This window comes from Pseudoalteromonas sp. APM04, from assembly GCF_022809815.1.
Taxonomy (GTDB): domain Bacteria; phylum Pseudomonadota; class Gammaproteobacteria; order Enterobacterales; family Alteromonadaceae; genus Pseudoalteromonas; species Pseudoalteromonas marina.
In genome coordinates, this window is sequence record NZ_CP094441.1 from 629,590 (window position 1) to 651,570 (window position 21,981).

The following is a 21,981-nucleotide window of genomic DNA, read 5'->3' on the forward strand; positions in this document are numbered from 1 at the left end:
TTAGCATAATTACAAGGGTGTGTTGAGGTTTACGCATCAATAGGTGTTTAAACGTAAACCGCGTTTATGATAAAAATTAAAGTACAAAGCGCTTCAATTGCTGCTGTGTTTGTAAGCTTAACTCTTGCGACAATTGACTGTCGGCAAGAGCGGTGTCTATTTGCTGTTTAGCCTGCTCGCCTAATTCAACAATTTGCTCTACCGATTGATGGGTTAAATTTTGCGTATCTTCTAGTAAATGTACGGCGCTGGCAATTTGCTGTAATTGCTGTTGATTACTCTCAAATTCATTAAGCATTTTACTAAACCCTTCAGAGGTTGAACAAATTGAGCTTTGCGCATTTTTAGAATGGTTAATAAGTTGCTCTGACTCTTTATTTGTTTCACTTACTAGGTCGTTCATTTGGGTTATAAAATCACTGATTTGGCGAGTAGCTCCACTTACTTTAACCGAGAGGGTACGAACTTCATCAGCAACAACAGCAAAACCACGTCCGGCTTCACCTGCTCGTGCAGCTTCTATTGCGGCATTAAGAGCGAGTAAGTTAGTTTGATCAGAAAATTCCTCAACCATTTTTAAAATGCTGCGAATATTTTCACTGTTTTCTTTTAACCCCTCCACTGTGCTTGCAAAACTACCTAGCATATTAGTAATTAATTGAACTTGCTCAACGAGGGTACTGAGCTCTTTATCTGAGAGTTTAACAAAGGCTAAATGTTCATTATTTACAGTGTGGACACTGTCGGTGTTGCCCACAATATTTTGCAAGCTTTGAGTAATTTGGTTGCTGGCATCAATGATGGTGTGGCTCAAGTGTATTTGCTGCTGGCTAGAGTTTTCAGTATGTTTCATCGACTCTGTAACCGCTTTATTACTTTGCGCACTTGCTTCTGCACTGGTGTAGGTTGTGTTAAGCAGTTCACCTAAATGGCTAGTGAAATCGTTATATTGGGAGCTTAACGTTTTAAATTCGTCGAATGAAAAGTGCGGGAGTTTGGCGTTTAAATTGGCATCTTGTTGATTAATTTTAATGAGCGTATCGCACATTGCTTTTACAGGACGCACAATTAAAAATCGCATATAAAAAAGCGTAAACGCAAAGCCCGCAACAATAACCAAGGTTAGCAGCCAAAAAAGGCCAAGACTTTGTTGCTCACTTAAGCTGTCATAAAGCCAAAATAAAGTAATCGCCTGAAACAAAAAAACAAAACTCAAGTTACCAACAATTTTACGCGTTAAAGTAAAAAAGAACGTTTGTTCGATGTAATTATAAATTTTCATTAAGCCACTCATCTTGCTTAAACCTATGTTTGAACGCTTTTACGCAGGCATTAGCGTGGTATAAGCGAATCTATTTATTAGCTAACGATAGCAAATATGCTTTAGATTGCATGGGAAAGTTGGTAAAAATTCCGTCTAAACCGTAGTCACGCATAAGTGCGATATCTTGTTGCTTATCCACAGTATAAGCGTAGATTTCTAGCCCGCGTTTTTTAGCATCATCTACAAATGCTTTGTTAATAAAGCTTTTATCTACATGCACGCTAAATGCATTTAAATCTTGTGCAAACTTTGCGTAATTAATTGGAATAGAAGACGTCAATGCGCCTATTTTTAACCAGGGTAAACGTTTTTTAAGCCATTGTAATTGATGGTGATCAAACGATGACACTAAAATATTAGCACATGAAATTGTTCCCGCACTGATATTACGCTCAAGTTGGTTAGCAAACTTTTCAAGCTCAAAGGCATGTTTAAGTTCTAAATTAAGTAAGGTTTTATTATCATTCCAATCAAATAACTGCTGAAGCGTGGGTATATATTCGCCATTACCAGCATCCAGTTTAGCTAGAGTTACTGCGTCAAACTCGCTAACTTTACCTTTACCATTAGTGGTTCGATCTAACCACGAGTCATGTATGAGCATGTAGTCGTCGGTGGCACTTTGAATATCAACTTCAATACCATCTACGCCAATATTCAACGCTTCTAAAATGGCACTTTTGGTATTCTCGGGAAAATGACCACTTGCGCCTCTGTGTGCAAAAATTTTCATTGTCGCGCCTTTTTGGTAATCGACCAAGTTTCAAAGCATGCCGCGCTTACAATGAGTGCGCCGCCAATCAGGGTTATTAATGTTGGGCGTTCGTGAACTATAATAATAGCCAAAATAGTACCGTATAATGGTTGTAAACACGAAATTAACCCAGCCGTTGCAGCCGATAAATGTTTTAAACTTGCCGCAAATAGCGAATGTGGTGTAGCGGTAAATATAATACCAGCAACGGCAATTAAAATAAGGTCATGGTTACTTACTTCGTACACGGGCACTTCAATAAATGCGCACAGCATTAAGCTTGCCACTAAGGTTTGATAAAACATTGTTTGTGGGCCGCCATATTGGCTAAAGTAGCGTTTATGGGTAATGTTTCTAATAGAGAAAAATAACGCCGATACCACACCAGTAATAACACCAAGTGTTACATCGTCACCTAAATCAGCACTTGGCACTAATAAATAAATACCAAGTACAACTACGCCAGCGCTTATTATGTCTTTTGCTTGAGGCTTATTTTTATTAAATAACGGCTCTAAAAAAACCGTCATTACTGGGTAGCTAAAAAATGCAAGCATACCAATGGTTATGCCTGCCATTTGCATCCCCGCAAAGTAAGTCACCCAGTGTAATCCCACCGCAACACCTAAAAATAGGGCAATAAGGTAGTCTTTTGGCTTATTTAGCTTTATTTGTTTTTTTCCTAATAAAAGCATTGCCAATATCGCCATGCCAGCAATGGCTGTTCGGTAAACTGTAATATCCAGCGCATTTAAACCAATGAGTTTGGCAAATAGGGCCGTTCCTCCAAAAAGTAACACGGCAATATGTAAGTAAAATAAACTTTGCTGTTGTGGCTGCATTTAAACGTCATCTCCTTTTTTTAGCATGTTATCACTGGGCGAGCGTCTACAAGATGAATTTTTTGAAATATGACAAATGTCAGCAAAGTTAATGACACTTCACACTCTTATTATTTTTACGTACTGGCATAGTTACTCTACTTAATAGGAGAGCGCTATGAATAGTTTAGTTTTAATGAGTCTTGATATCAGCGAATTTTTTGATTCGCTCAATTTTACTATCACTTACATTGATTATTTTATGCTGATGAGCATTTTTGTGGTATCTATATTTATTAACAAAAATAGTGCTTTAAATAAAAATAATACACCTGAGGTATTAGCATGAGTTCGCTAAGTAGCTTTTCTCAACAAACGGATAAAACGTTTTGGAAATATGGCCATTTAATTTTTACAGGCTTTTATTTATTGCCATTAATTATTAATTTTGACCAATTTACAAAAAGCCAAATGAGTCTATGTTTAGCTTTTTATATTGCTTTTATTATTTTGTACATAAAAGCAATTAACTGCGATAACACAAAAATTACCCCCTTATTTTTAGCCTTGCTGGCCATTTGTTTTAGCGCTACTTTTTTTACCTCTGGCACACCTACTTTGTATGGTTTTGTTGCCTATGTGGCAGGGTATAGTTATACCCAAAAGCAGCGGTTTTATGCTGCATTAGCCATTATAGTCGCGCTTTTTGCAAGTTCGTATTTAAGCGATATGGGAAAGCTTCAGTACTTTTTGGCTGTCGCATTAATATTATGTGCCGCCTTATTTAGTTATGGAATTGCAGCAAAAAGAGAACGCGACCATAAAAAGCGTGAGCAAGAAAGCGCAAACCAATTAGAGCAATTAGCTGCTATTGCTGAGCGAGAACGTATAGCGCGTGACCTACACGATATTTTAGGCCACTCACTTTCATCTATTGCATTAAAGGCCGAGCTGGCTAATAAGCTAAACCAAGGGGAGCGGTACGAGCAAGCAAACAACGAAATAGCTCAAGTAGCAGACCTTGCAAGGCAGCTACTTAGCGATGTACGCAGTGCCGTAAGCGACTTAAAAGAGCTCAATTTGGTAAGCCAAGTTGCTCAGTTAAAACAGCGGTTATTAGAGCAAGATTTTAATATTACGTTTAACGTTGAATTATCTGTGCTACCAGCCAAGGTAGAGAGCATTGCTAGTTTAATAATTAAAGAGTCAGTCACTAACTTATTACGCCATAGTTCAACTAAAAACAGCGCAATAACAATTAAGCAAACACCCCAGCAATTACTGATTGAAGTAATAGATAATGCACCCTGTGGCAGGCTCGAGGCAGGCAACGGTTTAAACGGTATAAAAGAACGAGCAGAGCAAATACAAGGTAATGCAACTTTTACCTGTGGCGAACAATTTACATTAAACGTAGTACTGCCAATTCCATCTGAGGATTTACAATGATCAAAATATTTTTAGTGGAAGATCAGGCGCTAGTGCGTGACGCTGTTAGTGCACTACTTAGCCTAGATTTTAATATTGACGTAATTGGCCAAGCAAGCAACGGGCTAGATGCTCTAAATGCAATTAATGCGCTTGATGAAGATGCAATGCCAGATATTATTTTAACCGATATTGAAATGCCTAAAATGAACGGCATAGAACTTAGTGAAAAAATAGCAATGCAATTTCCGGCTATAAAAATGGTGATCATGACCACGTTTTCACGCGCTGGGTATATTAGGCGCTCGTTAAGTGCCGGCGTTAAAGGATTTATATTAAAGGAAGCCCCGAGTGACGAGCTAATCAACGCACTCAAAAAGGTAATGCAAGGGCAAAAAGTGATTGACCCAGAGCTTGCAATCAACGCCCTAGACGACGCCGATCCACTTACCGACAAAGAGCGAAAAGCATTAAAGCTTGCAAGCGATGGACTTAAAACGAGCGAAATAGCCACACAGTTATTTATAAGTGAAGGCACAACGCGTAACTATCTGTCAGACGCAATTGCCAAACTTAATGCAACAAACCGAATCGACGCAGCACGTATAGCTAAACAAAAAGGGTGGTTATAAACACATGTGATTAAGGTTTATAAATTTAACACAAACCCTTACTATGTTAGTCATAACAACAAAAGTAACGAACAACGCTTAAAGTAAGCTTAAAATTCGCAAAAAGAGGGTTAAATGGCAAATTTAATAGATTTAACAGTAAAAAACAGTGTCGCAGTTTTAACAATGAACACCGCAGAAAATCGACACAATCCAGCGTTTTTGGCTGAATTTAATTTACACCTTGATCATATAGAGGCTGATAAAAGCATTCACTCGGTGGTACTTACCTCAGCAAGCGACAAAAGCTGGTCGCTGGGTATTGACCTTGAGTGGATGGCAAACCCAAGCATTTTACCAGCGGCTATTTCTGACTTTATGTTGCAAATAACACAGTTGCTACAACGTATTGTTACGTTTCCTATGCCTATTATTGCAGCCCTCAATGGTCATACTTATGGTAATGGAGCCGTGCTTGCCTGTGCCTGTGATTTTAGATTTATGAAATCAGACAAAGGCTTTTTTTGCTTTCCTGAAGTTGATGTACTGGTGCCTTTTGTACCGTCTATGTTTCCTATTATTAATAAAGCGATACCGCAAACCTTCTTTAATAGGCTAGCAATGACGGGCGAACGGGTGGGTGCACAACAACTGTTTGAGAACAACGTTATAGAAGCTGTATTTTCTAACAGTGACGAACTGCAAGCCGGTGTACTTGAATTTGCAGCGCAGTTTAATAAAAACCGTTGGATTTACGCTCAAAACAAATCGCAAATGAACAAACACATCTTGCAAACTATTAAAGAAGAAGACCCCGCTTTTATCGATAACGTCAGTAAAATGTTATACAAAAATCTTCATAAAACTAAGTAATGGCTTAGTCACTGATGCAGCTTAATCACAATGACACAATTAAGCTGCATAATTAAGGACATATTAAGGCCCTGTACGCTAAGTTTAAAAAGCTAAATAACTGATAGGTGAGCTTTGTTTAAATATTAAGTGCTTTTACCTGTCTCATTTTACGTATATGGGTTAAAATAACCTTCATAACCAACTAACAAGATAGTGAATGTCAAACCAAGATCCAAATCTCAGTCGAGAACAAGAAAAGTACGAAAACCCCGTCCCTAGCCGTGAGTTTATACTTACTCATCTTCAAGAGCGTTCAAAACCAGCTAACTACGCACAATTATGTGAAGAACTAGCCGTTAATGATGAAGAGCGTCAAATTGCATTTAAACGTCGCCTTCGTGCCATGGAGCGTGATGGTCAGTTATATTTTAATAAATTTAAATGTTATGCACTTATTGACGAAGCCGGTTTAACCAAAGGTAAAGTAATAGGCCACAGAGACGGTTTTGGCTTTTTAGAAGTTGAAGGCGAGAGCAAAGATTGGTTTATTGCCAAACATCAAATGAACATGGTGTTACATGGCGACATTGTACTAGCTAAAGGTACAAAACGTGGCTCTGGCTCAAAATGCGATGCCCGTATTATTAAAGTGCTTACCAACGAGCGCGCCCCTATTGTAGGGCGTTACTTTGTTGAGCATGGTGTTGCAGTTGTAGTCGCTGAAGATCCGCGTATTACGCAAGACATTATGATTTTACCAGGCAACGAAAACGGTGCCCGCCACAACCAAATGGTGCAGGTTAAAATCACTCAAAATCCTAGCCGCAATATGAACGCAGTAGGTAAAGTGGTTGATGTACTAGGTGAGCATTTAGCGCCAGGTATGGAAATTGAAGTTGCCCTTCGTAATCACGACATTCCGCATGTTTGGCCAGAAGAGGTTGACGCACAAGTCGCCCACTTAGGCGAATTTGTAGAAGATGCAGACAAACAAGGCCGCGTAGATTTACGCGACTTACCGCTTGTTACGATAGATGGCGAAGACGCCCGCGACTTTGACGACGCCGTGTACTGTGAGCCTAAAAAATCGGGTGGTTGGCGTTTATGGGTTGCTATTGCCGATGTGTCGCATTATGTAGGCATGAATACACCACTTAACAAAGAAGCCATTGCACGTGGTAACTCAGTGTATTTTCCTGAGCAAGTTATCCCAATGCTACCAAAAGTACTGTCTAACGGGTTGTGTTCACTTAACCCTAAAGTAGACCGCCTTTGTATGGTTGCTGAAATGACCGTATCAGCGGCAGGTAAATTGTCGGGTTATAAGTTTTACGAAGCGGTGATGAATTCTCACGCCCGTTTAACTTACACTAAAGTAAACGCCATTTTACAAAATGACGAAAAGCTTCGCGACGAATACGCCGCCGTAGTGCCACATTTAACTGATTTACAGCAAATGTACATGGCGCTAAAATCAGCACGCCAAGAGCGTGGTGCTATTGAATTTGAAACCCTCGAAACACGCTTTGTATTTAATGCACATCGTAAAATAGAGTCTATTGTGCCTGTTATCCGCAACGACGCGCACAAACTCATTGAAGAATGTATGATTTTAGCCAATGTGTCAGCGGCTAAATTACTCGAAAAGCACGAGGCCAGTGCACTTTACCGTGTGCATGATGAACCCGACAGTGAAAAGCTAGGTAACTTTACACAGTTTTTAACTGAGTTAGGGATTCAGAGCACATTAGGTGACGAACCAACGCCTAAAGAAATTACGCAAATATTAGCTAAATTAGGCGAGCGCCCAGAGGCCGAGCTTATTCAAACTATGCTGCTGCGCTCAATGAAACAAGCGGTTTACCAGCCAGATAACATAGGTCACTTTGGTTTAGCGTTATCGGCTTATGCGCACTTTACATCGCCTATTCGTCGTTACCCAGATTTAGTTGTACACCGTGCAATTAAAGCGGTACTAAAAGCACAAGGTCAACAAACGTCAGGCGCATACGCGTACACTGACGATGAAGTAGATCAATTAGGCGAGCAATGTTCAACCACTGAGCGCCGTGCAGACGACGCGACTCGCGAAGTAGCCGACTGGCTTAAATGTGAGTTTATGCAAGACCACGTTGGCGATGAGTTTAACGGGGTTATTTCGTCGGTTACAAACTTTGGTTTATTTATACGATTAGACGATTTACAAATTGATGGTTTAATTCATGTTACTAATTTAGGCGACGAGTTTTTTGCACATGATGCTGCAAAACATTGCCTAATTGGTGAACACAGCCACACCGTTTACCGCCTTGGTGATAAAGTAACGGTGCAAGTTGCCTCAGTCAGTTTAGACGATCGCCGTATAAACTTAGTACTTAAAGGCGATGTAGCGCAAGACAGGTATTCACGCCGTCGTGCACCTAAAGGTAAAGGCCCTGCGAGTGTACGCTCACAATTAAAAGCAGGCAAAGTACCGGGTAAAAAGTCAGACGACAAGCCAAAAGGTAAAAAAAAGCCAGCCGGTAAAGGCAAAGCTGCTGGTAAGTCGGCGGTTAAAGCCAGCGAAGGCACCGCAAAGAAAAAACCGAAAAAGAAATCGGCTAAAAAGCCTAAAAGACCAGGCAAAAATGCCCGTAAACGTACAAGCCCAGGAGCATAAAATACGTGAGTAATGAATTAATTTTTGGCTTTCACTCTGTTGAAGCAATTTTAGCAAAAGAGCCTGAGCGATTTTTAGAAATTTACGCCCTTAAAGGCCGTGATGATAAACGCTTAACACCGATTATTGATGAAGCACGTAAATTTGGTATTTCAGTACAATTTATGCAGCGTAAAGCACTTGATAATAAGTCGAAAGACGAGCAGCATCAGGGGATTATTGCTAACGTAAAAGCGGCGCCAACGTACAACGAAAAAGATTTAGATGTGATCATTGCGCGTGAAGAAACTCCATTTTTACTCGTACTTGATGGCATAACCGACCCGCATAACTTAGGTGCATGCTTGCGTAGTGCAGATGCCGCTGGCGTACATGCGATCATTGTTCCTAAAGATAAGTCGGCAAAGCTTAACGGTACAGCACGAAAAGTAGCGTGTGGCGCAGCAGAAACAGTGCCCCTTATTCAGGTCACTAACCTCGCACGTACGCTTCGTGAAATTAAAGATGCTGGCGTATGGGTAGTTGGCACAGCAGGCGAAACCGACACGCATGTATTTGATGCAAGCTTAACAGGCCCAATGGCCATAGTTATGGGCGCAGAAGGTGAGGGGATGCGCCGTTTAACGCGTGAGCATTGCGATGTATTGGTTAAAATTCCAATGGCAGGGTCGGTGTCTAGCTTAAACGTATCGGTTGCAACCGGTATTTGTTTATTTGAAGTATTACGCCAACGTAACGCAAATAATTAAATTACGTTAGTTTAAAGCTAAGCATTAAAAAAGCCGAGATTAAATAATCTCGGCTTTTTTGTATCTACTATTTGCTTAGTATGGTGTGAGTAAAACGGTTTAGTTAACGAGTCGTTTTACTCAGCAACTACTTAAAAGCTGTATGTGTAGCCCATTTGAATACTACGAGGCTTACCTGGCTGAATACCACCATTAGCACGGTTAGCTATGTACGTTTTATCAAACAGGTTATCAACCGTTAAGTATACTTTTTGGTTGTCGTCGATTAAGTATTTAGCAGCTAAATCCCATACTACACGGCTATCTATTGCGTTTAAGCCTGAGTCAGATAGGTCGGCATGAGAATCAGATACGTAACGTATTTGGCTGTTAACAACAAACGATGCAAACTCAGCGCCTAACGATAAAGCAATTTGATTTTCAGGTACGTAAGGCATTGCATCGCCTTTTTCTACCGAGCCCCAAATTTCTGAATCAAACGTGTTTTTAAACTCAGAGTCAGTGTATGTGTACGTTAATTTAACTGGAAATTGCGCAGCGTCTGTTGCAAAAGTACGACCCGCACTAAATTCAAAGCCCGATACTTCTACTTCACCGTAGTTGTATTGGTCGCCAATATTTTCGTCGCTACAACCCACAGCAGCAGTACAGTTACCGTGCATGTTGTCGTAATCAGAGAAAAACGCAATCACTTCACCGTTAAAGCCATCCATATTAAAGCGAGAGCCAAACTCAAGGTTTACACTTTCTTCTTCTTCTTGGTCAGCATTACCCGGTGCCGCTGGAGCGTAACCTTTTTGAATACCCGCAAGTAACGTTACGTTATCGTTAAGTGTGTAAGTGGCACCTAACGATGGCACTAAAATTTCAGTATCGTTAGAAATATCTTTAGTTAAGCCATTGCTACGAGTTGGATCTGATTTAGACCATTCTTCACGCGTAATGGTAATGTCTTCGTAACGAAGACCGGCATTAATAACTAACGCGTCTAGTGTCCATTCGTCTTGAACAAATAACGTGCTTGCTTTTGCGCTGTCTACACGGTTGCTATCTGAACCAGGTACACCTTGCGATGTAAGTGTCATGCTTAGGTCTTGATTAAGCGTGTATGTGTCTTGCCATTGGAAACGATCCATTTCGTCTTCGTGGTAACGCACACCGACAGTAATGTAGTGATCGCCTGCAGGAATATGTAATTCAGACTGAATGCCTTTTGCTTGGTAATCACGGTTGTTAGCTTTAACACCAATGCCTTCAATACCTTCGCTTGTTGGATTTGCTTCAAAGTCGCTGTATTGCTCAAGCGTGCTTGTTCCTACACTGCTTGCTTTATACCAGTTACGATGAAAATCGTTTAGGTAAGCGGTTGCAAGTAATTCGTAGCCTTCACCAAAACGGTACGCATAGTTTAGTTGGTAAGCGTTGTGGCGAGTGTTCATTTCATCGTTTTGCGATGCAGCGTAACGGCGATTAGGGTTTGCTTCGTAATCTTCGTCAGTTAAGCCCATGTAAGTTTCGTCTGATGTTTCGTCAGAATATTTTACTTTTAGCTCAATATTGTGGGCATCGTTTTTACCAAACGTATGACCAAACTTTAATAGTAAATCAGTTTTTTCAAAGCCCGTATTATCGCTGCCAACAGGAAGCTCTTTAAAGCCGTCTGCGCCGTAAGTAAATACTTCAACCAAGCCAGACGTGTTGTTTTTTTCTTTACCAAAGTATGCGTGACCTTTGTAGTAGCCATCGCTACCAAGGGCTGCATCTACCATACCTTTAGAACTATTTGGCTCGGTTGGTAAGCTACGAGAAAGTAAGTTTAAAACGCCACCTGTAGTACGAGGACCGTACTTAACTGAGGCAGCACCTTTTAATACTTCAATTGTTTCCATACGACCCATAGTAGGGAAGTAGTAAGCAGAAGGCGCAGAGTAAGGCGCAGGTGCGACTAATACACCGTCTTCCATTACAGAAATTTTATCGTTACGGCCGGTACCAGTACCGCGCATACCAATGTTAGGGCGAAGGCCATAGCCATCTTCTTCTTGAACGTAAACACCCGGAACAGACGCTAAAACACGCGAAATATCGGTAAACTCAAATTTTTGAAGTTCTTCGTCAGAGATAAAAGTAGCCGAACCAGGAATGTCGTTTATAGCTTGCTGTGAGCCAATAACTGTAATTTGTTCAAAGCGTTGTTCTTTATCGCTGGTGTCTTTAGCCATTGCAGTGGCTGTAAAAGACAAAGCAACCGCAGTTGCAAGAGTAGATACTAAAAACTTAGGGTTCATTTTTGTCCTAATCACGTTGATTATCTAAATTGGCGTAATTTGAACACGTTAACGAATGCGAATCAATATTATTAAGTATAAAACTATTCATTTTTTTAGAACTAAAAACATATATTATGTAACTTAATTAACTTTTTTATATCTTTTGTATTGTTTTGTAATCGTGAAGCTAAGTATAAAGTTGAGTGTGTGTTTTATTAGCCTAAACGCAAGGCAATAAACTCAGCAAGCTTATCTACCGCATTTTCAGACTCACCTGAACTTTTAACCAAGCTAATACCAATGTTGCCCAGTGCAGGTAAGTGTTTAGTGTGTACTTGATAATTAAGCTCGCTGGGTACGGTACTTTTTGCAAGTACTGTAATGCCAAGCCCTTCTTTTAATGCCGCAATAAGCCCCGTTAAGTCGGCGTTGCTATATACAATGCGGTATTTTATGCCGGCATTTTTAAGCGCATCGGTAGCACGGCGGCGATAAATACATCCTTCTGGCGCGGTTACTAAGGTAACCACTTGGTTTTTTGCTTGGTTTAAATCACCCACCCACACCAATTGGTCTTGCATAAAAATAGGAAATTTACTTGAGGTAAGTTGCTCGTTTAGCGCAAGCACTAGATCAAATTGGTCTTGCCTAGAAGCCGATAGCAAATGCTTACTTAATCGCGATTTAACTTCAAGCGATACTTCTGGGTACAGCGCCACAAAGTCGCCAATAATAGAAGGGAGTATACGCGCAGCAAATTCGCTAGGTATGCCTAAACGTACTTTTCCGGTAATGCTCTCTGACGTAAATTGCTGCAAAATGGCGTCGTTGTATTGCATCATTTGTTTTGCCATGGGCAATAATAGTTCGCCGTACTGGTTTAGTACTTGGCGCTGGCCTTGCTTTTTAAATAATTTATAGCCTAATACATCTTCTAAACGCTTTATTTGTAAGCTTACCGCAGGTTGCGAAAGCCCCAAAAAGTCGCCGGCTTTGGCAAATCCGCCTACATCTACAATCATTACAAAGGTGCGTAAACTGTCGGTTGATATATTTTTCATATTTAAAATTACAATTTATGTGGCTACATATATAAGTATTATTTATCAATTGATAAATAATTACAATTTGTTGTTACAGACCCCGCGCAATATAATTTTAAGATTAAAAATACACAGGTGTTTGTTATGACTTTTAACCCAATAATGTTTGCCCGCCACAGCAACGCTAACAGCGCGGTTATAAACGCTTTGCAAGCAAATAACAGCACAGTTGTAATGGATTTTAGCGGCAGCGAAGCTTCTGTATTTTTAAGCAGTATTTTAGGCCACGATTTAACAAAATTAACGGCCAGCGGTTTAGGTTTAAAAGGCACTTTAGATGGCGACTTTTATTCTGACTTCAGTTACGCAGTGTATTATTTTAGCGAAACCGCTTTTCGATTTGTATTACCTCACAGCGCAAGCCTACAATTACAGTCACTTATAAACGAACAACAGCTTCGTTTTGATATTGACTACGTTATTCGTACCGACCTAACTAGCTTTACCTTAAGCGGCGAAAACGCCTTTGATACGCTAGTTGATGCCTTTAAATTAACACCCGGTTTGCGATTATCTGACGCACAACTATGCTACGGTGCGCAAAGCGGTGAGGTATTTATTACCGCGATTGATAACAAAGATGAGCAGCATTTTGTGCTCATAGCTAAAGCGCCAGAGCTACAAAAATGGCAAAGCTATATGCAAACGCAGGGTTTTGCAGTAATGCAAAATCAGGCCGCATAACAAAAACAACCAACAGGTAAACATAATAATGTTTGCCTGTTTTTAATTTAAGCCACGCCCATTAAGGGTTAATTTAAAACGTGAAGGAATGTTATGACTTCTAAAACTGTACTCCATGCTAAGCACCTAGAAGCGGGCGCAAAAATGGTTGATTTTCATGGCTGGGAAATGCCAATCAACTACGGCTCACAAATAGAAGAACATAATGCAGTGCGTAACGATGCAGGCATGTTTGACGTATCACACATGACCATTGTTGATATTGAAGGCGACCAAGCTAAAGCATTTTTACGTAAGCTTGTAGCAAACGACGTGGCTAAATTAACCGTACCAGGTAAAGCACTCTACACCGGCATGCTTAACGAGCAAGGCGGCGTAATTGACGACCTTATTATTTACTTTTTCAGCGAAACGTTTTACCGCTTAGTGGTTAACTCGGCTACGCGCGAAAAAGACTTAGCGCATTTAGCTAATGTATCGAGCGATTTTGCCGTTACAGTGACTGAGCGCCCAGAGTTTGCAATGATTGCAGTGCAAGGCCCTAACGCACGCGAAAAAACAGGCACGCTTTTAAATGCAGAGCAACAAGCTGCAGTTGAAGGCATGAAGCCGTTTTTTGGTGTTCAAGTGGGTGATTTATTTATTGCTACAACGGGTTATACTGGCGAAGACGGTTACGAAATTGTAGTACCAAACGACCAAGCAGCCGATTTATGGCAACAACTGCTAGACGCAGGTGTAGCGCCAGCTGGTTTAGGTGCACGTGACACGCTACGTTTAGAAGCAGGTATGAACCTTTACGGCCTAGATATGGACGAAAGCGTATCGCCACTTGCAGCTAACATGGCATGGACCATTGCATGGGAACCAGAAGATCGTGACTTTATTGGCCGTGACGTACTGGTTAAACAACGCGCTGAAAAAAGCACCGACAAGCTTGTTGGTTTAGTACTTGAAGAAAAAGGCGTGTTGCGTAGCGGTTCAAAAGTAATTGTTGACGGTGGAGAAGGGGTTATTACCTCAGGTACTTTTTCACCTACACTTGGTTTTAGTGTAGCCCTTGCACGTGTACCACGTTCAACAGGCGACACTGCTCAAGTAGAAATGCGCAAAAAATTAGTTAACGTTAAAGTAGTGAAGCCTAGCTTTGTACGTAACGGTAAATCAATAATTTAAAATTTGGTGTTATCACCCAAAAATACCAATCATGTTGAGTTATTAATCACTTATAGCGACGGATAAATAGAGTGATAACAAGGCATTAATTTTGATATGTAGTTGTTCTACCTAAGAAATTAATAACGATGTTAGCGCTTTGTTTAGACCGCTAGAGTGGTTAAATATTTAAGTTGATTGGTATCATAACCAAAGGAACAAGATAATGAGCAATATCCCTACTGAATTAAAATACGCTTCTTCACACGAGTGGGTTCGCGACGAAGGTGACGGTACCTTTACAGTTGGTATTACAGAACACGCGCAAGAACTACTTGGCGACATGGTGTTTGTTGAATTACCAGAAGTAGGCGACGAAGTAGACGCAGGCGAAGACTGTGCAGTAGCGGAGTCGGTTAAAGCTGCTTCAGACATTTACGCACCAATTGGTGGTGAAGTGATTGCTATTAATGAAGAGCTAGAAGACGCACCTGAAACAGTAAACAACGACGCGTACGGCGACGGTTGGTTATTCCGTCTTAAAGCATCTGATGTGTCTGAGCTAGACAACCTATTAGACGCAGAAGGCTACTCGCACACTATCGACGAAGAGTAATCACTTTTTGTCTAAAGCCCCGCATGTTGAGTAAACAATCGGGGCTTTTATGATTTTACAGCTTATTGCCCATACCCAGTAAGTTGCCAAATCATCATATATTTTAATTAATACTAGTTACCCATTAGTATTTAGGATCATAGGAATCTGGACACATGTCAAACGCCAAATCTCTTGAACAGTTAGAGCAAAAGCAAGATTTTATTCGCCGCCATATTGGGCCAAGCCCAGCGCAAGTAAGCGATATGCTAAGCGCTCTTGAAGTATCGAGTGTACAAGAGCTGATCGATCAAACTGTACCGGCTAACATTCGCCTAGAGCAACCGCTAAGCATTGGCGAAAGCCGTACTGAAGTTGAAACACTAAGCTACTTAAAATCAGTAGCAAGCAAAAATAAAGTTTTCAAATCGTACATTGGCCAAGGCTACCACCCAACACATGTACCGCACGTAATTTTACGTAACGTACTTGAAAACCCGGGTTGGTATACAGCGTACACGCCATATCAGCCAGAGATTGCACAAGGGCGTTTAGAATCATTACTAAACTTCCAGACTATGACCCTAGATTTAACCGGCCTTGATTTAGCAAGCGCGTCGTTACTTGACGAATCAACCGCTGCAGCCGAGGCAATGGGCCTTGCAAAACGTGTATCTAAAGCTAAAAAAGCCAATGCCTTTTTTATTGCCGACGACGTACACACACAAACTATCGACGTAGTAAGCACCCGTGCTGAGCAGTTTGGTTTTGAAATCATTATTGGTAAAGCGGCCGACGCCGTTAACCACGACATTTTTGGCGCATTATTCCAATACCCATCTACATCGGGCGAAATAGTTGACGTAACCGACCTAATTGCTGGCGTTCAAAGCAAAAAAGCCATTGCCTGTGTTGCTGCCGACATTATGAGTTTATTACTATTAAAAGCACCGGGTAAATTAGGTGCCGACGTAGTACTTGGTTCGGCTCAGCGTTTTGGTGTACCTATGGGTTACGGCGGTCCACATGCTGCATTTTTTGCAACACGTGACGCGTACAAGCGTTCATTACCAGGGCGTATTATTGGTGTATCTAAAGACCGTTTAGGTAACGACGCACTACGTATGGCAATGCAAACGCGCGAACAACACATCCGCCGCGACAAAGCCAACTCAAACATTTGTACAGCGCAGGTACTACTTGCCAACATGGCGGCGTTTTATGCGGTGTACCACGGCCCACAAGGCTTAAAAACTATCGCGCAGCGTATACACCGCTTTGCTGATATTTTAGCTGCTGGCCTAAAAACCAAAGGCGTAGCCCTTAAGCACAGCACGTGGTTTGATACGCTAACAATTGTTGGCGACAACAAAGACGACGTAATAGCACGTGCACTTGCCAAAGGCGTTAACTTTGCTACAAACCACGACGGCGAATACTCAATTTCGGTTTCAGAAACCACAACCCGTGCAGACGTTGCCGAGCTATTTGATATTGTACTAGGTGAAGGCCACGGCCTAAGCGTAGACAGTATTGCAGCCGATATTGAAACAAACGGTAGCGACTCTATTCCAGCGAGTTTAGTTCGTGATGACGAAGTATTAACGCATCCAAACTTTAACAGCTACCACAGCGAAACAGACATGCTTCGCTACATTAAGCGCCTTGAAAACAAAGATTTAGCGCTTAACCACTCAATGATTTCGTTAGGTTCATGCACCATGAAACTAAACGCGACCGCTGAGATGATCCCAGTTACATGGCCTGAGTTTGCAAACCTTCACCCATTCTGCCCGCTAGACCAAGCAGAAGGTTATCAAATAATGATTAACGAGCTACACGACTGGCTAGTTAACATTACGGGTTACGATGCGGTTTCACTTCAGCCAAACTCGGGTGCACAAGGTGAATACGCAGGCTTAATTGCCATTCGTAAATACCACGAGTCACGAGGGGATGCACACCGTAACGTATGTTTAATTCCAAGCTCAGCGCATGGTACTAACCCAGCGTCGGCACAAATGGCGAGCATGAAAATTGTTGTGGTTAACTGTGATAAAAACGGCAACATCGACATGGAAGACTTAAAAGCGAAAGCTGAAGACGTGTCTGAAAACCTGTCGTGTGCCATGATCACATACCCATCTACCCACGGTGTTTACGAAGAAACCATTCGTGAACTATGTGACATTATTCATGAGCACGGCGGCCAAGTTTACATGGACGGCGCAAACATGAACGCGCAAGTGGGTGTAACAAGCCCGGGCTTTATTGGCTCAGACGTATCGCACTTAAACTTGCACAAAACGTTTTGTATTCCACACGGTGGCGGCGGCCCAGGTGTAGGCCCAATTGGTGTTAAATCGCACCTTGCGCCATTTATGCCAAACCACAGCGTAATTAACGTACCGGGTACAAACATTAATAACGGTGCCGTATCGGCAGCGCCTTACGGCTCAGCCGCTATTTTACCTATTTCATGGGCGTACATTGCCATGATGGGCTCAGAGGGCTTAAAACAAGCCACTGAAATGGCCATTGTGAACGCTAATTACTTAACGCACGAGTTAAGCCAGCACTTCCCAATTTTATACCGTGGCCGTAACAATCGCGTTGCTCACGAATGTATTGTTGATTTACGCCCATTAAAAGATGCGTCAGGCATTACTGAAATGGACGTCGCTAAGCGCCTACAAGATTACGGCTTCCACTCACCTACTATGTCGTTCCCAGTTGCGGGCACGCTAATGATAGAGCCTACTGAGTCTGAGTCAAAAGGCGAGATAGACCGTTTTATCGAAGCTATGGTATCTATCAAAGGCGAAATCGACAAAGTAATCTCTGGCGAATGGTCAATCGAAAACAATCCACTTGTGTTTGCACCGCACACACAAGCTGACGTACTTGGTAACGAATGGGACCGCGCGTACGACCGTTTTTACGCTGCGTTCCCAGTGCCAAGCGTTGCTAAAGACAAGTTCTGGCCAACTGTTACACGTATAGATGACGTATACGGCGACCGTAATTTAGTATGTGCGTGTCCTCCAATTGAGACATACCGCGACTAATTTTTGAACTTTAATGGGTAGTAATTTCCACTGTAGAGTGGGATTTATCAAAGTTATAAAAGCCGTTGCAGCAATGCAACGGCTTTTTTGTGTGTTTAAACATTGTAGATACCATCTCTCATTTTAAGCTTCAAGGCCGTATTTAACTTTCTTGGAGCTTAAACGCTTCCTGGTTTTTTATTACACCAAAACATATATGAATTAGCTTTCGCATATTTGCACACACAGCTTGCATCGGTGTTTTACCATTGTTTATTAACGTTAACTTGTGTCTCTTTATTGTTTTATTCCATTGCCCTGCAACAATGGCCGCCATATAAAGTTTGCATCGAATTCTGGCTGGCCCAAGTTTACTGATTGATGTTCGCCCTTTTAATTTACCCGATTCATTATGCCGTGGAATTAATCCACAATAAGCGGCAGCTTCTTTGGCTTTATTAAATTTTTTAGCCGCAAACAAATACGTTAGCTCTCTCGATAATACGGGCCCAATACCAGGGATAGACTCAAGTAGTTTCCTGTTTCTTTTTAAATCAGGTTCATTATCTATGTGGTTATCAATGTCAGATTTAAGCTGTTTAATTTCATCGTCTAAAAACGCGATAGTCACTTTTATCGATTGGCAAACACGCGCGGAAACGTTGCTGAATTCACTTGCTTCTAATCGGTTAGCCTCTCGTTGTCGGTTACTCTCAAGCGCATCTAAACGACGAATAAGGGCTTTAAGCTCTCTAATTGCTAATGCTTCAGGTTGCCAATAATTAACGACTGCGTGCTTAGCACAGCCATAATGAGCAAGCATCGTTGCATCAGATTTGTCTGTTTTGTGAATTATGTTTAAAGCGTCTGCATACTTTTTAGCTTTACTGGGATTCGCTAAAATAATATTAAAGCCTTGCTCGTGTAAAAAATACATCAGCGCTTCATGATAAACACCCGTTGGTTCGAGGGTGATAACGAGCTCACTAGCAGCGCTTTTAGTTGTATTTAAAAGCCATTTTTCTATTGTTACAAAGTCTTGGCGCTTGTTTTTAAAGACTTTAGTTTTAATTTTATTTGTAAGTTGGTCTCTCAACCACGATAAATCAATCTTCTCTTTACTAATATCAATGCCGATAAACATCATCTCTACTTACTCCCCTTGTACATACAGCATCTACTTAAATAAAAGTGTGCTTGGATACCATTCAGTTTCTGAGAATAGAAAATCAGGGCCTTATCTACGGAGCAGTATTAAATACTAGACGCACAGGCAAGCTCACTGACTTCGATGTGATAAATGATAGCTAATCATTTATCAATGAGAGATACAAGACGCACAGCTTGCTGGCGTGTTGGGCGCAGCCCAAAAGGTTTTTAATTGTTGTTGACGTTGGCGTTAAGCTTACTGAAGCGCGGGTGACAGCCCGAATAAGTATTTAAATAGGGGGTTGAGGTTATCGTTACAGATAACGCGAATACGCTTGGCACTTCTAGAAATTAAAAGCCTTATTCAAGGTTTTATCGCAGTGGCGACAGCAGCCAAAGAGGGGCTGCCGCAGGCCCCTCTCTGGACGCTCTCAGCGCACCCGAGCATCACACTTAATCCTTCAAAACCACAATTGATGTGAACGTAAACGCCATGAAAGCATATCCATGTGCAAGCATGGCTTTCATTTCATCCATGAAATGAATTACTCATCAATTACTTATTTTCAGGGCGTGATGACGGGGAGGGTGTTAAACGTGGGATTGATGTTTGGTCTTGGCAAGAAACAAGACCTGACCCTCGGAGCTTTATGCTCAGCTACCAAGTGCTCCCTTAGCTTACAAAACATTTAAAATACCTAAAAAAATGGCGGCTTTAGGCAAGTATCTCAACCTAATAAATTAGTAAAAAGTATTCAAAGAGGTCTAATTAAGCTTTTATTAGCCAATTCCCAGTTCATAGATGCGCCAATGCTTATGTTGAAGGTAAATCTTTAATTGATAATGCAAAACCACATTTAGATAATTCCTTTCTATTAAGGCTAGACTTCGAGAACTTTTTTCCATCAATTTCTCATCATGATTTAATTACATACCTCGAACTGAAAAATATTGAGCTATCTAGTTTAGATCACATATTTATTAAAAATTATCTTTTAAAAAAAATAAAAATAATGAATACCACCTTTGTATCGGTGCGCCATCTAGTCCAATGATTTCAAATATTTTAATGTACTCGTTTGATGAAATAGTTGAGGAGATGTGTAATTTATTAGGGGTGCAATATACTAAATGCGCAGATGATCTAACATTTTCTTGTAATGATTATGATATGTTGAAAAAATCCCTTCACCAAGTTAAAGGGATTGTTGGAAATTATAACATTATTTATAACTTAACTATAAATAATAAAACTACGATTGTAGGCAAAGGGAGATCAAGGCGTGTAACCGGTGTCATAATTACCAATGAAGGAAATCCATCTGTCGGTAGATATACAAGAAAAAAATAAGAACTATGCTGCACCACTTTAACAATAAAACTCTGAATAAAGATGACATACCCTATTTACATGGAATTGTTTCCCATATAGATAGTATCGAGCCTAATTTTTATAAAAAATTAAAAGAGCAATATGGTGTGAATCGCCCCGAGTTCATCGGAGACCAGTTTGTTTAAGTCAGGCCACTTTACCTGACTCGTTTAAATTATCATAGTAGTCTGTTTCATATTGAGCTGGTGAAATATACCCAATTGAAGATAATAAGCGTTGATTATTAAACCAATTGACCCACTCTAACGTTGCGTATTCAACAGCATCAACATTCTTCCACGGGCCATTTCTGCGAATAATCTCTGTTTTAAATAATCCATTTATTGTTTCAGCCAATGCATTGTCATAAGAGTCACCCACACTGCCTACAGACGCTTGAATTCCAGCTTCAGCAAGTCGCTCAGTGTATCGTATAGACAAATATTGGCTGCCTCTGTCGCTGTGGTGAATTAACCCTTCGGGGTTGCCACGATGCCAAATAGCTTGCTCTAACGCATCAAGAATAAGCTCTGTGTGCATTGTCGTTGATACACGCCAACCTACAATGTATCGTGAAAAAACATCTATCACGAAAGCGACATAAACAAACCCACTCCATGTGGCAACATAGGTGATGTCAGCTACCCAAAGTTGATTTGGCTGCTCAGCAGTAAATTGACGATTAACTAAATCAAGTGGCTTATCTTGTTGCTCGTCAGGTATCGTTGTCTTATGTGCTTTACCCCGACGAACACCTTGAATTCCCATAACTCGCATCAATCGTTCGACTGTACAGCGGGCGACTTGATGGTCGTCAAGCTGTAGCTGCTTCCATATTTTTCTTGCACCATAAACTGACATATTATCCTCCCACACTTCGCGAATGAGTATTATCAGCTCAGCATCACGCTTTTTGCGGTTAGACAGTCGCTCAGGCTCTCTTTGTATCTGTTTATGAGAATAATACGTTGATGGTGCAATCGGCAATTCCTTGCAAATTGACTCGACACCGTAATGCTCTCTGCAAGCATCAATAAAATCCACTATTACTTCTGTTTGCGGTCGAGCTCCGCTTGGGCGAAAAAAGCGGCAGCTTGCCTCAGGATATCATTCGTTCGCTTGAGCTCTTTATTCTCGCGCTCTAAGACGGCAAGGCGTTCTTCAGTTGATTGCGTATTAGAAGAGGGTTTAGACGGTTGAGCTTGAGATTTCTTGACCCATGCTCTAAGTGTTTCTGGGGTACATCCCAGTTTATCTGAAATCGATACTAGCGCAGCCCAAAGAGAAGGGTATTCATGCTGTTGTGTGGTAACAAGCCTAATTGCACGTTCACGAAATTCTGATGTATAGCGATTTGATTTTTTCATAGTTCCAGTTTCTCAAGTTATTGAGTCTCTGGCAAACA

Annotated in this window: 17 protein-coding genes and 1 other annotated feature; of the genes, 10 read left to right on the forward strand and 7 right to left on the reverse strand. The window is 41.1% G+C overall.

Annotation, left to right across the window (positions count from 1 at the left end):
* Positions 1-76 precede the first annotated feature (76 nt).
* From MTP24_RS02985 to MTP24_RS02995, 3 genes are read right to left on the reverse strand one after another with little or no spacing between them, the layout of a single operon-like run.
* Positions 77-1,294: a methyl-accepting chemotaxis protein gene (locus MTP24_RS02985; protein ID WP_243532713.1), complete on the reverse strand. Its 1,218-nt coding sequence runs from the start codon at positions 1,292-1,294 to the stop codon at positions 77-79.
* A 58-nt stretch (positions 1,295-1,352) separates the two neighbouring features.
* A complete protein-coding gene (locus MTP24_RS02990) occupies positions 1,353-2,057 on the reverse strand; it encodes a glycerophosphodiester phosphodiesterase family protein (RefSeq protein ID WP_243532715.1) in 705 nt (234 codons plus the stop codon).
* On the reverse strand, positions 2,054-2,920 hold the full coding sequence (locus tag MTP24_RS02995) for a DMT family transporter (RefSeq protein ID WP_243532717.1): 867 nt from the start codon (positions 2,918-2,920) through the stop codon (positions 2,054-2,056). Before MTP24_RS02995 ends, MTP24_RS02990 begins: the two co-directional genes overlap by 4 nt.
* Before the next feature lie 157 nt (positions 2,921-3,077).
* On the opposite strand from MTP24_RS02995, the gene MTP24_RS03000 reads away from it, so the two are divergent.
* The 6 genes from MTP24_RS03000 (at position 3,078) to rlmB (ending at position 9,201) form a co-directional block, all read left to right on the forward strand.
* On the forward strand, positions 3,078-3,248 hold the full coding sequence (locus MTP24_RS03000) for a hypothetical protein (protein WP_171034612.1): 171 nt from the start codon (positions 3,078-3,080) through the stop codon (positions 3,246-3,248).
* Positions 3,245-4,348: a histidine kinase gene (locus tag MTP24_RS03005; protein ID WP_243532719.1), complete on the forward strand. Its 1,104-nt coding sequence runs from the start codon at positions 3,245-3,247 to the stop codon at positions 4,346-4,348. The genes MTP24_RS03000 and MTP24_RS03005 overlap by 4 nt, the downstream gene beginning before the upstream one ends.
* Positions 4,345-4,959 (forward strand): response regulator transcription factor, encoded by a 615-nt coding sequence (locus MTP24_RS03010; RefSeq protein ID WP_058428366.1) that lies wholly within the window; start codon positions 4,345-4,347, stop codon positions 4,957-4,959. Before MTP24_RS03005 ends, MTP24_RS03010 begins: the two co-directional genes overlap by 4 nt.
* A gap of 114 nt (positions 4,960-5,073) precedes the next feature.
* Positions 5,074-5,811 carry an enoyl-CoA hydratase/isomerase family protein gene (locus MTP24_RS03015; protein ID WP_039036399.1) on the forward strand — a complete coding sequence of 246 codons (738 nt, stop codon included), beginning with the start codon at positions 5,074-5,076 and terminating at the stop codon, positions 5,809-5,811.
* Between the two features lie 199 nt (positions 5,812-6,010).
* Positions 6,011-8,452, forward strand: coding sequence for a ribonuclease R (gene rnr, locus MTP24_RS03020; RefSeq protein WP_243532721.1), 2,442 nt, complete (start codon positions 6,011-6,013; stop codon positions 8,450-8,452).
* Between the two features lie 5 nt (positions 8,453-8,457).
* A complete protein-coding gene (gene rlmB, locus MTP24_RS03025; protein WP_006794097.1) occupies positions 8,458-9,201 on the forward strand; it encodes a 23S rRNA (guanosine(2251)-2'-O)-methyltransferase RlmB in 744 nt (247 codons plus the stop codon).
* A gap of 131 nt (positions 9,202-9,332) precedes the next feature.
* On the opposite strand, the gene MTP24_RS03030 is transcribed toward rlmB, so the two are convergent.
* Together MTP24_RS03030 and MTP24_RS03035 are read right to left on the reverse strand one after the other, a co-directional pair.
* Complete coding sequence (locus MTP24_RS03030; protein WP_243532723.1) at positions 9,333-11,489, reverse strand: TonB-dependent receptor; 2,157 nt, start codon at positions 11,487-11,489, stop codon at positions 9,333-9,335.
* 197 nt (positions 11,490-11,686) lie between these two features.
* Positions 11,687-12,532 (reverse strand): LysR family transcriptional regulator, encoded by an 846-nt coding sequence (locus MTP24_RS03035; protein ID WP_008127667.1) that lies wholly within the window; start codon positions 12,530-12,532, stop codon positions 11,687-11,689.
* Positions 12,533-12,658: 126 nt separating this feature from the next.
* Here MTP24_RS03035 and MTP24_RS03040 point away from each other — a divergent pair, with 126 nt between their 5' ends.
* From MTP24_RS03040 to gcvP, 4 genes are all read left to right on the forward strand, one after another.
* Positions 12,659-13,258: a hypothetical protein gene (locus tag MTP24_RS03040; RefSeq protein WP_006794100.1), complete on the forward strand. Its 600-nt coding sequence runs from the start codon at positions 12,659-12,661 to the stop codon at positions 13,256-13,258.
* 93 nt (positions 13,259-13,351) lie between these two features.
* Positions 13,352-14,434, forward strand: a complete 1,083-nt coding sequence (gene gcvT, locus MTP24_RS03045; RefSeq protein WP_006794101.1) for a glycine cleavage system aminomethyltransferase GcvT — start codon at positions 13,352-13,354, stop codon at positions 14,432-14,434.
* 205 nt (positions 14,435-14,639) lie between these two features.
* Positions 14,640-15,029 (forward strand): glycine cleavage system protein GcvH, encoded by a 390-nt coding sequence (gene gcvH / locus MTP24_RS03050; protein WP_006794102.1) that lies wholly within the window; start codon positions 14,640-14,642, stop codon positions 15,027-15,029.
* A 155-nt stretch (positions 15,030-15,184) separates the two neighbouring features.
* The gene (gcvP, locus tag MTP24_RS03055) at positions 15,185-18,076 is read left to right on the forward strand and encodes an aminomethyl-transferring glycine dehydrogenase (RefSeq protein ID WP_243532725.1); all 2,892 of its coding nucleotides are present in this window, start codon (positions 15,185-15,187) and stop codon (positions 18,074-18,076) included.
* Positions 18,077-18,218: 142 nt separating this feature from the next.
* Here the strand turns inward: gcvP and MTP24_RS03060 are convergent, their stop codons facing one another.
* Together MTP24_RS03060 and MTP24_RS03065 are read right to left on the reverse strand one after the other, a co-directional pair.
* Positions 18,219-19,202, reverse strand: a complete 984-nt coding sequence (locus MTP24_RS03060; RefSeq protein ID WP_243530847.1) for an IS110 family transposase — start codon at positions 19,200-19,202, stop codon at positions 18,219-18,221.
* 1,521 nt (positions 19,203-20,723) lie between these two features.
* Positions 20,724-21,943, reverse strand: a protein-coding gene (locus MTP24_RS03065; RefSeq protein WP_223230517.1) for an IS3 family transposase whose coding sequence is annotated in 2 segments (ribosomal slippage) — positions 20,724-21,655 and positions 21,655-21,943 — 1,221 coding nt in all. Because the reading frame shifts where the segments join, the coding sequence is not laid out codon by codon here.
* Positions 21,549-21,665: a sequence feature (AL1L pseudoknot), on the reverse strand. (Overlaps the previous gene by 117 nt.)
* Positions 21,944-21,981 lie beyond the last annotated feature (38 nt).

Excerpts from the sequence above, each read along its gene's own strand:
- MTP24_RS03030 (WP_243532723.1), bottom strand. The coding sequence starts at position 11,489 with ATGAACCCTAAGTTTTTAGTATCTACTCTTGCAACTGCGGTTGCTTTG.
- MTP24_RS03060 (WP_243530847.1), bottom strand. The coding sequence starts at position 19,202 with ATGATGTTTATCGGCATTGATATTAGTAAAGAGAAGATTGATTTATCG.
- gcvP (WP_243532725.1), top strand. The coding sequence starts at position 15,185 with ATGTCAAACGCCAAATCTCTTGAACAGTTAGAGCAAAAGCAAGATTTT.
- MTP24_RS03015 (WP_039036399.1), top strand. The coding sequence starts at position 5,074 with ATGGCAAATTTAATAGATTTAACAGTAAAAAACAGTGTCGCAGTTTTA.
- gcvT (WP_006794101.1), top strand. The coding sequence starts at position 13,352 with ATGACTTCTAAAACTGTACTCCATGCTAAGCACCTAGAAGCGGGCGCA.
- MTP24_RS03000 (WP_171034612.1), top strand. The coding sequence starts at position 3,078 with ATGAATAGTTTAGTTTTAATGAGTCTTGATATCAGCGAATTTTTTGAT.
- MTP24_RS03035 (WP_008127667.1), bottom strand. The coding sequence starts at position 12,532 with ATGAAAAATATATCAACCGACAGTTTACGCACCTTTGTAATGATTGTA.
- MTP24_RS03010 (WP_058428366.1), top strand. The coding sequence starts at position 4,345 with ATGATCAAAATATTTTTAGTGGAAGATCAGGCGCTAGTGCGTGACGCT.
- MTP24_RS03005 (WP_243532719.1), top strand. The coding sequence starts at position 3,245 with ATGAGTTCGCTAAGTAGCTTTTCTCAACAAACGGATAAAACGTTTTGG.
- MTP24_RS03040 (WP_006794100.1), top strand. The coding sequence starts at position 12,659 with ATGACTTTTAACCCAATAATGTTTGCCCGCCACAGCAACGCTAACAGC.
- MTP24_RS02990 (WP_243532715.1), bottom strand. The coding sequence starts at position 2,057 with ATGAAAATTTTTGCACACAGAGGCGCAAGTGGTCATTTTCCCGAGAAT.
- MTP24_RS02995 (WP_243532717.1), bottom strand. The coding sequence starts at position 2,920 with ATGCAGCCACAACAGCAAAGTTTATTTTACTTACATATTGCCGTGTTA.
- rnr (WP_243532721.1), top strand. The coding sequence starts at position 6,011 with ATGTCAAACCAAGATCCAAATCTCAGTCGAGAACAAGAAAAGTACGAA.
- gcvH (WP_006794102.1), top strand. The coding sequence starts at position 14,640 with ATGAGCAATATCCCTACTGAATTAAAATACGCTTCTTCACACGAGTGG.
- MTP24_RS02985 (WP_243532713.1), bottom strand. The coding sequence starts at position 1,294 with ATGAGTGGCTTAATGAAAATTTATAATTACATCGAACAAACGTTCTTT.